We start from the raw sequence: 13,153 nt of genomic DNA, 5'->3' as shown, positions 1-13,153 counted from the left end.
CCGTCAGTCCTGCGCGCCGACCAGACGCAGGGCAAGTTCCGAGTACAGGTCGGCGACGGCCTCGGGTTCGGTGATGCCGCCGCTGGGGAACCAGCGGCACACGTCCACGCACAGCGAGTTGATCGCCAGGGTGACGCCCTCGACGTCGGGCACCACGAAGCTGCCGTCCTCCGCGCCGGCCCGCACGATGCGCTTGACGATTCGGCTGATGTCGCGGCGCAGGCCGATGACCGTGCGGTAGTGCTCCGGCGAGAGTGCGGTCAGTTCGTACTGGACCACCCGTCCGCGGGCATGGTGGGTGGCGTGCCAGCCGCTGAACGCGCCCACCACCGACCGCAGCCGGACCGCGGCCGAATCGTCCGCGTGGTCGGCGGCGGTCAGCACTTCCACGCACCGGACGTGGCCCTCGTAGGTGATCGCGTAGAGCAACTCTTCCTTGGACTTGTAGTGCGGGTACATGGCGGCGGGGCTGAGGCCCAGGCGGGCGGCGATGTCGCGGGTGGTGGTGCCGCCGTAGCCCTTCTCGGCGAACGCCTCGATCGCGGCGGCCCGGATGCGCGCGGCGGCCTTGGAGGTGCTCAGCACGCCGTCGTCCAGCGTCGTCATCGATGCCTCCCGTTCTCGCTCGTGTCCGGTGTGCGGCTCCTTGACAACGCCCATCGGTCCGGTCAGTATAAGCATGCGCTTAGATTATGAGCGAACGCTTATTTTCTGACGGGCTGGACCCGTAACCGGTTCCTCGGGCCCAGGTAAGCCCGGCCCTCGATCTGACACAGAAGGCACACCATGAACCTGAAACTCACCGACGAGGAACTGGCGTTCCGCGACGAGATGCGGACGTTCTTCACCACCCAGGTCCCCGCGGAGGTTCGCGAGCGGACCCTCGCGGGCACGCTGACCAGCGAGGACTTCGTCACCGCCCAGCAGGCGCTCAATGCCGCCGGACTCGCGGTGCCGAACTGGCCGACCGAGTGGGGTGGCCGGGACTGGACTCCCGTGCAGCACCACATCTGGCTCGACGAGATGCAGCTCGCCTCGGTGCCGGACCCGCTGGCCTTCAACGCCAACATGGTCGGCCCGGTGATCGCGGCATTCGGTTCGCAGGAGCAGAAGGAGAAGTTCCTCCCGGCGACCGCCAACCTCGACATCTGGTGGTGCCAGGGCTTCTCCGAGCCCGAGGCCGGCTCGGACCTGGCCTCGCTCAAGACCAGCGCGGTCCGCGACGGCGACGACTACATCGTCAACGGCCAGAAGACCTGGACCACCTTGGCCCAGCATGCCGACTGGATCTTCTGCCTGGTGCGCACCGACCCGAACGCGCCCAAGCGGCAGGCCGGCATCTCCTTCCTGCTGATCGACATGAAGACGCCGGGTGTCACGGTCCGCCCGATCAAGCTGATCGACGGCGGCTACGAGGTCAACGAGGTGTGGTTCGAGGACGTCCGCGTCCCCGCCGAGAACCTTGTCGGCGAGGAGAACGCCGGCTGGGGCTACGCGAAGTTCCTGCTCGGCAACGAGCGCACCGGCGTCACCCGGGTGGGGGCGTCGAAGGTGCGCCTCGCACAGGCCAAGGAACTGGCCGCGCAGACCAAGATCGGGGAGGGCACCCTCCTCGAGGACCCGCTGTTCGCCGCTCGCCTCGCCGAGTTGGAGAACGAGCTGGTCGCGCTCGAGCTCACCCAGTTGCGTGTCGTCGCGGGTTCTGCCGACGGCAAGCCGAACCCGGCGTCGTCGTTGCTCAAGCTTCGTGGCTCAGAGCTGCAGCAGGCCGCCACCGAGATCCTGATGGACGTGGCCGGCCCGGACTCGCTGCCCTTCGAGGCGGCCGACATCGCCTCGCCGGCCTGGGCGCAGCACGCCACCCCGACCTTCCTGAACTACCGCAAGGTATCCATCTACAGCGGATCGAGCGAGGTGCAGCGCACCATCATCGCCTCCTCGATCCTCGGATTGTGAGGCGCAGCCATGGATTTCGAACTCAATGACGAACAGGGCATGCTGCGCGACACGACCCGTGAGTTGCTGAGCCGCAGCTACGACGCCGAGAAGCGCAACGCCGTCGTCGCCACCGACCTCGGCTGGAGCCAGGATGTGTGGAAGAACTTCGCCGAGATCGGCCTGCTCGGGCTGCCGTTCGCCGAGGCGGACGGCGGAATGGGTGCCGGACCGGTCGAGACGATGGCCGTGATGAACGAGATCGGCCGCTCGCTGGCGCCGGAACCGTACCTCGACGCGGTGCTCGTCCCCGGCGGGTTGATCGCCGAGGTCGGTTCCGCCGAGCAGCGGGCCGCAGTCCTGCCGACGCTGAGCGAGGGCGGCATCCTGCTCGCGTTCGCGCACGACGAGCCGGGTACCCGCTGGCCGGCGGCGGCCGTCAGCACCACGGCGACCCCGAAGGGCGACGGCTGGATCCTCAACGGCCGCAAGAACCCGGTGCTGCACGGCGACTGCGCCGACATCCTCGTGGTGAGCGCGGCCCTGCCGGACGGTGGCGTCGGCCTGTTCCTGGTCAACGTCGACGCGGACGGCGTCACCCGGACCAACTACGCCACCCACGACGGACTGCGCGGCGCGCAGGTCGACCTCGTGGAGGCGCCGGCCAAGGCGCTCGGCGACGGGAGCGACGCGTCGGCGGCCATCACCGCGGCGCAGGTCCGCGCCCAGGCCGCACTGTGTGCGGAGGCCGTCGGAGCCATGTCCGAGGCCCTGCGTCTGACCACCGAATACCTCAAGCAGCGCAAGCAGTTCGGGGTCCCGCTGGCCAAGTTCCAGACGCTGACCCAGCGCGCCGCCGACATGTACGTTCGGCTCGAGCTGGCCAGCAGCATGAGCCTGTACGCGACGATGTCGCTGGCCGACGGGGTCGTCGACCCGATCGTCGCCTCGCGGGCCAAGCTTCAGATCGGCCGCGTGGCGCGGGAGATCGGCGCCGAGGCGATCCAGATGCACGGCGGTATCGGAATGACGGCTGAATACCCGGTCGGACACTACGTCTCGCGTCTGATCGCCATCGACCACACGCTGGGCAGCGCCGACGACCACCTGCGGGTACTCGCCGGACAGGTCGCGAGCTACGACAAGGTCGACATCTCGTAACTGCTCGACTCGTCGGTACCGGAGTACCGAGCCAGGCCCCGCCGACCAGCACGGTCGGCGGGGCCTCACGTTTTGGTCCGCCTCGCCCCGTCGCGCCTCCGCCGATCTCCGCCCGAACGGCCCTATCCTCTTTACGGAAACTTTAGCGACGACTGGTACATCGAGAATTCACGTCAGGTGCACGCGGGTGGGCAACGCGAATTGCGGATTCTCGCGAAGGGAACATCCATGAACATCCGTGCGGGACTCAGGTTCCTCTGCCTGGGCGTGTTTCTCGTCGGGCTGGTGGCCGCCGGCGTGGCGATCTACAACCTCGACGCCGTGATGACGGTGCTCTCGCTGATCGTGGCGTCGGTGTCGGGGCTGTACCTGCTGAAGATGCGCGCCCAGGCGCAGGGCAGGCTGGACCGGTCCGCCTGAGCGTTCCCGGCGGGTACGCGACGGAAGGGGATGTCGTGGGGATGCTGTAGTCATGTCTGCAACCCCCGTCGAAATTCGTACCCCTCAGGAGTAGCGCCGTGCCGATCGCGCTGAACACGCTTCCCGCGACCGACCTAGCAGACGCGCCATGGGTGGATCTGCTGCCCTGGCTCGACGAGTACGTGTCATCGCGTGCCGCCCTGCTCGAGCCGCTGGCGCCGTCACCGGACTGGTGGTTCAGCGAGACCCCGGTGTTCACCGCCGCGGAGGCCGACCTCGACGGGATCGTGAGCGAGCTGTCGAGGGTGTTCACCGCCCAGCATCCGGACCTCGAGTTCGCCACGGCCCTTCGTCCGTTGTCGGACTCGATCCCGGTGGCGGCCCTCGGGTTGGGCACCAGGGCGTCGGCGACGCTGCATCGGATGTCCGGTGACGGTTCGGTGGGCGACCTGTTGGGGAAGCGCGCCGCCGACCTGTTCGCGGTCCGTGGGACGGGGCCGGACACCGTGCACGAGATCGTTGGCGCGCTCCTGACGCTCGCGTTGGTCCGGGATCCGGCGGTGCTCGGCGCGCCGGACTCGGAACCGACCGAGCGGGAGCCGGTCCTGCGTCAGCTGGTGGAGGACCTGGCCCAGCTGGCGCAGTGGCGCCGGGTCCGAGGCGAGGCGGACGAGCCGCTCGTGCGGCTGGCGATCGAGGCGGATGCCCCCGAGCAGGTCCAGGAGATCGCGACCCGAATCGCCGCGCTGACCCCGGCGGACCTGCCGGTCACCGACGTCGTCGCCGACCCGGTGGACGAGCTCGAGGAGGTCTTCGCGCAGCTGGACGAGCGCGAACGGGCCGTGCTGGGACGCAGGTTCCTGGCGATCGAGCCCGCGACGCAGTCCGCGCTGGGTGCCCAGCTGGGACTGAGTGCGGGACGCGTCGGCCAGATCGAGGCGGCGCTCAAGGCGAAGCTGGCGCGGGCGTTCGGCTTCGGCACCGCGGTGGGCAACCTGCTGGCCAGCCTGCGGGTGGAGATCCAGCCGGTTGCGGCCATGACCCGGCTGCTCGCCCGCCACCCGGGAATCGAGCGGGTCGTCCCCAGCGTGGGGGTGCCGCTCTGGCTCGTGCTGGACCGGTTGGACGACTACTTCGAGGTCACCGACGGCTGGGCGGCCGCGCCGGGGGTCCGGGAGGCGAAGGCCCGCACGCTGTCGCTGCTCGAGGAGTTCGAGTCGGCCAACGGGGTGGTGGAGCTGGCCGTGATCGCCGACGCCGCCGGGCTGCCGTACGACGAGGTGGTCCAGTGGCTGGGCTGGTGCGGCGTGCACGTCCTCGGCGACCGCGCCCTGACCCGCACCCGCAATGCCGGCGACCACGCGGCGGGCATCCTCGAGGCGGCCGGCGCCGCGCTGACGGTCGACGAGATCGTCGACCGGATGGATCGAGACCGCAGTCCGCGCACGGTGTCGAGCGCACTGGCCGGCGACGATCGCCTGGTCCGGGCCGAGGACGGTGGCTGGAGCCTCGCGGAGTGGGGCACCGAGGAGTACGCCACCATCCGCCGACAGATCGCCCGGCTCATCGACGACCACGGCGGCCGCGTCGACCTCGCCGAGGTGGTGGCGGACATCGTCGCCCGGTTCCCCGTCTCGACGGCCAGCGTCCAGACCTACGCCGCGAGTGGTGATTTCGAGGTTTCCGGCGGGCAGGTGCGACGGCGTCGCCGACGCAGCGTCGAGTCGCGTCCCCCCGAGCAGACCCGCCGTTGCTACCGAGGCGACGGGGTGTGGCGCTACCGGCTCGGCGTGACGCGCGATCATTTGCGCGGCTCGGGCTTCCCGGTGCCGGCCGGCGTCGCGGCCCTGGCCGGGTGCGAGCACGGCCAGAGCGTCGAGCTGGTCAGCAGACTCGGTACCCAGACGATCCGGTGGACCGGCCTGCAGCCGACCAGCGGCACGATCCGGCGGTTCCTGGAGGACGGGTCCGTCGGCGAGGGCGCGGAGATCTTCCTCGAGTTCCGGACCGGCAACGGCTTCGACGTCGCGCTGGTCCGACGGGTCGACGACGCCGCCCCGCCGCTGGCACGGGCACTGGCACTGATCGGGCACGACGACCCGGAATCGTTGTCCGACAACGAGAGCGCCGCGGTGCTGGCCGAGGGGATCGGCCTGGCCGACGAGACCCGTCCGCGTCGGATCCTCAGCGCCTACCGGGCCCGTGGCGAGGACGAGGTGTCCGACCTGCTCGAGCAGGCCTGGGTGCGGCAGGCTCCGGTCGATGCCTGACGTCGCCGAGCCCGTCCTGGCCCCGGCCGACGCCGGCGACGAGGCCCGGGTCGTCGAGACCAGGTCGCTGCCACCGGACCCCTCGCTGATCTCCGCGCTGGGCCTGCACCACAGCCTGCCCACCGCGCTGGCGGACCTGGTCGACAACAGCGTCGATGCGGGTGCGGGAAACGTGCTGATCCGGTTCGTCCAGGACGGCACCCGGATCGTCGGGCTGGAGGTGGTCGACGACGGCAAGGGGATGGACGACGCGACGATCGACCTGGCGATGACCTACGCCCACACCCGGGATTACTCGGACACCGACCTGGGGCACTTCGGCCTCGGGCTCAAGGCCGCGTCGCTGAGTCAGGCCCGAGTGCTCACGGTGTGGTCCAAGGCCGCCGGATCGCCGGCCGTCGGACGAATGCTGGACGGGGACAACATCACCGACGACTACCGGGTGGCGGTGCTCGACGACGACCAGGTGCAGCGACGGTTCGCCGCGGTGGCGCCGCGATTCCCGCTGGCGACCGGGACGGTGGTCGAGTGGCGTGGGATCCACACGTTCCTGATGTCTTCGGACGCCGACGAGCAGACCAGCTGGCTCGAGCGGACCGTCGACGAGGTACGCAGTCACCTCGGCATCGTCGCGCACCGACTCATCGCGGACGGCCGCATCCGGATCACCCTGGACGTGTTCGACGTCCGCGCCGGCCGTCCCGGCGCCCTGCGCACCGTCGTGGCCGTCGATCCGTTCGGCTACGGGCGCTCCGGCGACCAGCGCTACCCCCGCGCACTCGACATCCCGCTCGGCTCGCCGCGGGCGGTCGCGCACCTGTGGCCCGCCCGTTCCGCCGCGCCCGAGTTCCGACTCGGCGGCGCACCGGGCCGCGATCTGCAGGGTCTGTACTTCTACCGCCGAGACCGGCTCCTGCAGATCGGCGGCTGGAACGGGCTCGTGCACGCGCGGCCGGACTTCGGGCTCGCCAGGATCGCGATCGACCTCGAGGGCGAGTTCGCCCGGCACGTGCGGATCAACCCGGAGAAGTCGGGGCTGACACTCGACGCCACGGCGGCGGCAGCGCTGGAACAGGCGATACTCGTCGACGGCGGTCGGGACGGGGCCGAGGCGGATGCGGCCGGGGCGGGACTGCGCGGATACCTCGACGACGCGGTCGCGCTGGTGCGCGCGTCCCGGGTCGGCCAGCATCGGCCGGTGACCGTGGTGGAGCCGTCCGAGGGGTTGCCGGAGGACGTCCTCGACGCGTATGCCGACGCGGTCGAGTTCAGCGCCGGAGCCGACCCGGTAGGGATCCGCTGGCGCTCGCTGGCCCGAGACCGGGTCTTCGAGGTCGACCTCGACAGTCGTACGCTCTGGCTCAATGCGCGCCACCGCACCGTGCTGGTCGGGCACCGCAGTCTCGACCCGATCGACGCACCGATGCTCAAGACCCTCTTCCATCTGCTGGTCAGCGACCTCTTCGAGGGGGTCCGGCTCAGCGCCCGAGACCACGAGCGGATGGGGGCGTGGCAGGGTGTCCTGCTCGCCGCGGTCACTGCGGAAGAGTCGGCGCAGGCGGATCGGCGAACGGGGGAGCGGTGAGCCAGGTCGTGTTCACGGCGGCGGCAAAGCAGGTGCAGGCGCTCGACGGGTTCGCACCCGAAAACCTCCTGGAACCGATCGGTTTCGCGGTCCGGTCCAGCTTTCCCGACGGGCTGACGGCCGCCGACCTCGTCGCGGTACTCACCTCGGAGGACGCTCCACTGGTCCAGCGTTCGTTGCGCTCGCAGTTGCGTCGGTGGGACGCCGAGGAGGCCGAGGACTGGGTCGCCGGTACCGCGCCGCGGACACCGGCGCGCCGGGCCCGCGCCTACACGCTGCTCGGGGTTCCCGCCGAGTGGCACGGAGACCTCGACGCCGCCTACCCCGGCAGTGCCGGATCGGTGGTGATCGCCGCGCCGCAGCCGTGGGACCCCTGGTACACGCCGGGCCTGCGTCGGGAACGCGACTTCTACTGGCGGGCCTACACCGGGGTGCTCGCCGCGAAGAACTGGGATCCCGACGTCGTCGACCGACTCGACGACGCGACCACCGAGGTGGTCAAGCGGTTGGCGGACCCGACGCGGGACGAGCCGTACCAGTCCAAGGGGCTGGTCGTCGGCTACGTCCAGAGCGGCAAGACCGCCAACTTCAGCGGGGTGGTCGCCAAGGCCGTCGACGCCGGCTACCGGCTGGTGATCGTGTTGACCGGCACCATCGAGATGCTGCGCAGCCAGACGCAGCGGCGTCTCGACATGGAACTGGTGGGACGGCAGAACATCGAGGCCGGCGTCGCCGACGACTACGCCGACGACGAGGACTGGCTCGCCGACAGGTTCCTGGTCCACGACGTGGACCCCAACAAGACCAACGACGTACCCGCCATCCGCAGGCTCACGACGTCGGACTTCGACTACAAGAGCCTGCTGGCCGGCCTGAGTGCGCTGCACTTCGAGTTCGCGGATCACACCCTGCCGCTGCATCACCCGACCAACCTGCACGGCAGCAACATTCGGCTCGCGGTGGTCAAGAAGAACAAGTCGACCCTCGAGAAGCTGGTGGCCGACCTGAAGCGGATCCCCACTGATCTCGCGCAGGTACCGACGCTCATCATCGACGACGAGGCCGACCAGGCGTCGGTGAACACGGTCAACCCCGGCAAGGCGAAGACCTCCGAGGACAAGGACCGCACCGCAATCAACCGGATGATCGCCGAGCTGCTGGGGATGCTGCCGCGGGCCCAGTACATCGGGTACACGGCCACTCCGTTCGCGAATGTCTTCGTGGACCCAGAGGATTCGCAGGACATCTTCCCCAAGGACTTCATCGTCAGCCTGGAGCGCCCGGGGCCGTACATGGGCGGCGCGGACTTCCACGACTTCGACACCGGCCTCGACGACGCGGACGGGTCCGCGCTCGGAGCGCGCACGCCGGCGAACTCGAACGAACTGGCCTACGTCCGGGACCTGGTCGCCGGCTGGGACGAGGACCGCGAGCCGGAGATGACCCGGGCGGTGGACTCGTTCGTGCTCGCCGGTGCGGTCAAGCTGTTCCGGTCCTCCCGCGGTGCCGTGCCGTTCCGGCACCACACCATGCTCGTGCACGAGTCGGTCAAGCAGGCCGAACACGAGGTGCTCGCGCAGGAGTTCCGGGCGTTGTGGCGCACCGGCGGGTACAGCAGTGTGCAGGGACTGGCCCGGCTCGAGGCGTTGTGGCACAGCGACTTCGCGGTGGTGTGCGCGGCGCGGGCCGGCCGGGGCGACGCGATCCCGGCCTCGTTCGACGAACTCGAGCCCTTCGTCGGGGCGGCGGTCGACAAGATCTCCGAGGGCGCCACCCCGGTGATCGTGGTGAACGGGGCGGCGGAGAAGGACTACGGGCAGGACGCGCTCGACTTCCAGGCCCGTGGGGTGTGGAAGATCCTGGTCGGCGGCACGAAACTCAGCCGCGGGTTCACCGTCGAGGGCCTGACCACCACCTACTACACCCGCCGGACCCTGCAGGCGGACACCCTGATGCAGATGGGTCGCTGGTTCGGCTTCCGCCCGGGGTACCGGGACCTGGTGCGGTTGTTCATCGGCCGCAACGTCAACGGGCCGGCGGGCAAGGTCTTCGACCTGTACGAGGCGTTCGAGGCCATCGTCCGGGACGAGGAGGAGTTCCGCGCGGAACTCGCTCGGTTCTCCGGGCTCAACGAGGACGGGTATCCGATGGTGCGGCCGGAACACGTGCCGCCCATGGTGTTCCAGCAGTTGCCCTGGCTGCGGCCGACCAGCTCGAACAAGATGTACAACGCGGAGCTGGCCTATCGGGGGGTCGGCGGGGAGAGCTTCAGCTTCACCATGCAGCCGCCCCGCAAGGCGGACGTCAATCCCCGGCACTTCAAGGCCGTGCGACCGCTGCTGGAGGCGCTGGACGAGCTCGGCATCTTCCACTTCGCGGACAAGGACGGCAGGACCCGGCAGTTCGCGGCCCGATACGGGGTGGTGACGGCCGAGCAGTTGCTCACCGCCGTCGACCAGTTCGTGTGGGACCCGAACTGGGACTTCACCCCGCACCGGGAATCGTTGGTGCGGGCGATGGACGCCGGCACCCTCACCGAGTGGGCGGTGCTGTTGCCGCAGCCGAAGACCCGCACGCCGGTGCACGTCGAGGGGTGGGGCCCGCTGCCGATCGTGAACCGGCAGCGCCGCGAGCGTGACTACCGTCGCGGGTTCTCCGGCACCGCGGTCCGCGAGCGCGACGCGATCGAATCGATCGCCGGCAACACGGACAAGGATGGGGGCCCGCTGGCGCGGCAGCTGCACCGGCCGGCCCGCGGCGGCCTGCTGCTGATGTTCGCCAGCGATCCCGCCGATCGGCACCTCAAGCGGGCGGCGACGGGACCGATCGATCCGCAGGACCTCGCGACGCTGTTCTCCTATGCTCTGCCGCGGGCGGCGGAGCCGAAGGGCAGGGTCGGCTTCCGGGTCAAGAAGACCGGCGGCGCGATCGTCGACGCGTAGCTTCCACATTCCGAGGGACACGAAGATGACGAGGGGACGACGATGGCGCGCGCCATAGCGACTATCAATCTGAAGGGTGGCGTCGGGAAGTCGACGACCACCGTGGCGTTGGCAGAGTTCATGGCCGCGGAGTTCGGTCAGCGGGTGCTGGTGATCGACCTGGACCCACAGACGAACCTCACCACGATGATGATCGGGGAGCGGCGTTGGGAGGAACTCAATGCCGCGGGGCTCACCCTGGCGACGCTGTTCCGCAACGCCGTCGACCGTGATCCGGCCTTGCCTCAGTTCGACCTGGCCAAGACCGTGCAGCGCGGCGTCTCCTCGGTCAAAGCGGTGCACAGCGTGGACCTGCTGCCGTCCTCGCTGGACCTGATGGAGGTGCAGGAGGCGCTGAGCTTCGTGCAGTTCAACGACCCGTACTCGAACGCGCCGGTGGAGATCCTCCGCAACGCGGTCGCCGAGATCGCGGACTTCTACGACTACATCCTGATCGACTGCCCGCCGAACCTCGGGATCGTCACGCTCAACGGGCTGATGCTGGCCGACGGGTACATCATCCCCACCATTCCGGACGTGCTGTCGACGTACGGGATCCCGCAGATCCAGAAGCGGGTGCAGCAGTTCGCGACCCGGACCGACCACAGGCTCAAGGAGATCGGGCTGGTGATCACCAAGTACCGCAGCAACTCGAGCCTGCACCGGGCGACGATCGAGCGACTGCAGCGCGACGACAGCATCGCCAACGTCATGCCGTGCTGGGTGCCCGAGTCGAACCAGATCGCGGCTTCGGCGGAGTTCGTCGAGTTCGGGACGCTCAAGAAGAAGTACGGCGGGCAGGGCCAGTTCGACGCGCTGCGGATGGTCGCCGAGGACGTGCTGATGAACGCGCAGGTGTACCTGTGACGGGGGACGCGCGGCTCCGGGTCCAGGTCGCCGAGGCGCAGGCGGCACTGCTCAAGCTCAGCGCCGACAGTCCGGCGGTGGCGACGTCACTGGTCAAACTGATCCAGGTGATCGCGGTCGAGGCGGCACGCACGCCGCGTTTCGCGAGGGCACTGGGCGAGGCACTGGCATCGTCCGATGCGCCGCCCGGCCCAGCTGCTCCGACGGTGACGGTGCCCGTGCCGGCCCGCCGCGCACCTGCCAAGCCGCGCTCGCGGCGGGCACCCGGTGTGATCGACCCGTTCGAGGCACATCGGACCGGCGGTGCCGACGGCCTGCGCGAGCGACTGCGGCCACTCGGGGTGGACCAGCTCAAGGACATCGTCGCGGAGCACTCGATGGACTACGACAAGCTGGCGATGCGCTGGCGGACGGCGTCCAAGCTGCAGGACCGGATCGTCGAGAGGGTCGAGGCACTCTCGTCCAAGGGCGACGCCTTCCGCTGAGAGCGGCTCTCACCCCGCGGTCACGCGGGCGGGTTCGACGATGATCGAGAAATGGGCGAACTCGATCTCGTCGACCACCGCGCCGAGGACGTCCCGAGACCGGCGCGCTCCCGAACGCTTGCCGGCCAGGACCTCGAAGGCGTCGGCGACCTCCTGCAGTAGATAGGGCGCGGCGACAATCCGGCCGAAGTGGTTCATTGCAACCAACGAGACGTTGTCCTTCATCGCCGCCAGTCGCGCGGTGCTCGTCGCGAAGTCCGCGAGATCCGATTCGGGTTCGTGCGCGTAGATAGGCCCGGAGTTGACGGTGTCACCGCCGAACAGGATCCCGCTCGCGGAGTCGTGCAGGCAGATGCTGTCCGGGGTGTGGCCGGGAGTGTGCAGCACCGTCACGGTGCGCCCGCCGAGGTCAAGGGTGTCGCCGTCGCCGACTGTCTCGGTGGGAGCCGGGGGAGCGACGCGCCAGGATCGCCGCACGACACCGGCCGGCGGGCGGCAGGGAGTGCTGTCGGCATCGAGCAGGTGCAGGTAGTCGCGGTCGATGCCGCGGACGGACTCCGACGCACGCACCATTCGATCGGTGTGGGCGAGATAGGTGTCCAGCACATGAGAGGGCGCCGGGACTGCGAGCGCGTCGACGCCGGTCGGGTGGATCGCCACCCGGTCGAACTCGTGATTGCCGCCGACGTGGTCGAAGTGCGCGTGCGAGTTGACCACCCGTACCGGTAGGGCAGTGAGCGACTCGACGACGGGGCGAAGGGGGACGAACCCCATGCCGGTGTCGAACAGCAGGGCCTGTTCGGTGCCGGCGATCAGCCACAGGCTGACGTGCCCTGGTTCGGTGATGCTCCAGACTCCGCGTGCGATCTGGGAGATTCGGTGCCAAGTCGTCATGGGACTGCCTCGCCTGTCTCCGTGCGAATGCGCTGGACTCCATCATCGCCCTCCGTGGACCCGAAATGCCAGGTTTGCAACGCGTCCAGAGCGAGGAATGGCGTCTTGACCAGGCGATTTGGCGAAGCGCGATCTACTCGCGTAACTTATTCCAAGTCAGAGCGACACGGACACCGACCCGGACCGAGAGGTACGGGACACGAGGTAGGACGAAGTCGCTGACCATCCCACCAGTCAGAGAATGCGGGTTTGCGCCCGCGACTTCGATGGGTTAGGCTGGAAAAGTTGCCCCGGAACACCGAGAGAGCTAATCTCGGGTGTGAAGGTGTGTGCGTGTTCTTTGAGAACTCAACAGTGTGCCGATGAATGTCAGTGCCAAATTATTTGGTACTCCGCAYSGTCTTTCGACGGTGTGGGTATTGCTGATCACCTCATTCTTCCGTCTGAGGGGGTCAGTGTTTTAAGCTAGTTGAGTTTATTTGCTAGTGATTTGACTCGATGTCTATGACTGATTGCCGGCTTGCCGGCGTCTAGAGTCTTCAACGGAGAGTTTGA

Annotated in this window: 10 protein-coding genes; 8 read left to right on the top strand and 2 right to left on the bottom strand. The window is 69.0% G+C overall.

The features are described 5' to 3' along the window. Nucleotides 1-3: 3 nt before the first annotated feature. Nucleotides 4-606 (bottom strand): TetR/AcrR family transcriptional regulator, encoded by a 603-nt coding sequence (locus AC1DWC_RS15820; RefSeq protein ID WP_477840679.1) that lies wholly within the window; start codon nucleotides 604-606, stop codon nucleotides 4-6. Between the two features lie 180 nt (nucleotides 607-786). Here AC1DWC_RS15820 and AC1DWC_RS15815 point away from each other — a divergent pair, with 180 nt between their 5' ends. The 8 genes from AC1DWC_RS15815 (at nucleotide 787) to AC1DWC_RS15780 (ending at nucleotide 11,704) form a co-directional block, all read left to right on the top strand. Then, on the top strand, nucleotides 787-1,956 hold the full coding sequence (locus AC1DWC_RS15815; protein ID WP_477909500.1) for an acyl-CoA dehydrogenase family protein: 1,170 nt from the start codon (nucleotides 787-789) through the stop codon (nucleotides 1,954-1,956). 9 nt (nucleotides 1,957-1,965) lie between these two features. Continuing rightward, on the top strand, nucleotides 1,966-3,096 hold the full coding sequence (locus AC1DWC_RS15810) for an acyl-CoA dehydrogenase family protein (RefSeq protein WP_477840662.1): 1,131 nt from the start codon (nucleotides 1,966-1,968) through the stop codon (nucleotides 3,094-3,096). A gap of 228 nt (nucleotides 3,097-3,324) precedes the next feature. Next, entirely contained in the window at nucleotides 3,325-3,516 is a 192-nt protein-coding gene (locus AC1DWC_RS15805; RefSeq protein ID WP_477909498.1) for a hypothetical protein, read from the top strand. 98 nt (nucleotides 3,517-3,614) lie between these two features. Beyond that, on the top strand, nucleotides 3,615-5,786 hold the full coding sequence (locus tag AC1DWC_RS15800; protein WP_477909496.1) for a sigma factor-like helix-turn-helix DNA-binding protein: 2,172 nt from the start codon (nucleotides 3,615-3,617) through the stop codon (nucleotides 5,784-5,786). After that, nucleotides 5,779-7,371 (top strand): ATP-binding protein, encoded by a 1,593-nt coding sequence (locus AC1DWC_RS15795; RefSeq protein ID WP_477909494.1) that lies wholly within the window; start codon nucleotides 5,779-5,781, stop codon nucleotides 7,369-7,371. The genes AC1DWC_RS15800 and AC1DWC_RS15795 overlap by 8 nt, the downstream gene beginning before the upstream one ends. Beyond that, the gene (locus AC1DWC_RS15790) at nucleotides 7,368-10,313 is read left to right on the top strand and encodes a Z1 domain-containing protein (RefSeq protein WP_477909492.1); all 2,946 of its coding nucleotides are present in this window, start codon (nucleotides 7,368-7,370) and stop codon (nucleotides 10,311-10,313) included. Before AC1DWC_RS15795 ends, AC1DWC_RS15790 begins: the two co-directional genes overlap by 4 nt. Nucleotides 10,314-10,355: 42 nt before the next feature. Further along, nucleotides 10,356-11,219 (top strand): ParA family protein, encoded by an 864-nt coding sequence (locus AC1DWC_RS15785; RefSeq protein WP_477909490.1) that lies wholly within the window; start codon nucleotides 10,356-10,358, stop codon nucleotides 11,217-11,219. Continuing rightward, nucleotides 11,216-11,704, top strand: a complete 489-nt coding sequence (locus AC1DWC_RS15780) for a hypothetical protein (RefSeq protein WP_477909488.1) — start codon at nucleotides 11,216-11,218, stop codon at nucleotides 11,702-11,704. Before AC1DWC_RS15785 ends, AC1DWC_RS15780 begins: the two co-directional genes overlap by 4 nt. A 9-nt stretch (nucleotides 11,705-11,713) precedes the next feature. Here AC1DWC_RS15780 and AC1DWC_RS15775 read toward each other — a convergent pair whose 3' ends face one another. Continuing rightward, nucleotides 11,714-12,598: an MBL fold metallo-hydrolase gene (locus tag AC1DWC_RS15775; RefSeq protein ID WP_477909486.1), complete on the bottom strand. Its 885-nt coding sequence runs from the start codon at nucleotides 12,596-12,598 to the stop codon at nucleotides 11,714-11,716. Between the last annotated feature and the right edge of the window lie 555 nt (nucleotides 12,599-13,153).

Source organism: Rhodococcus sp. P4_C10, assembly GCF_056402135.1.
Note: the sequence above shows the minus strand (reverse complement) of the source record. Positions and strands in the feature narration are given on the sequence as shown.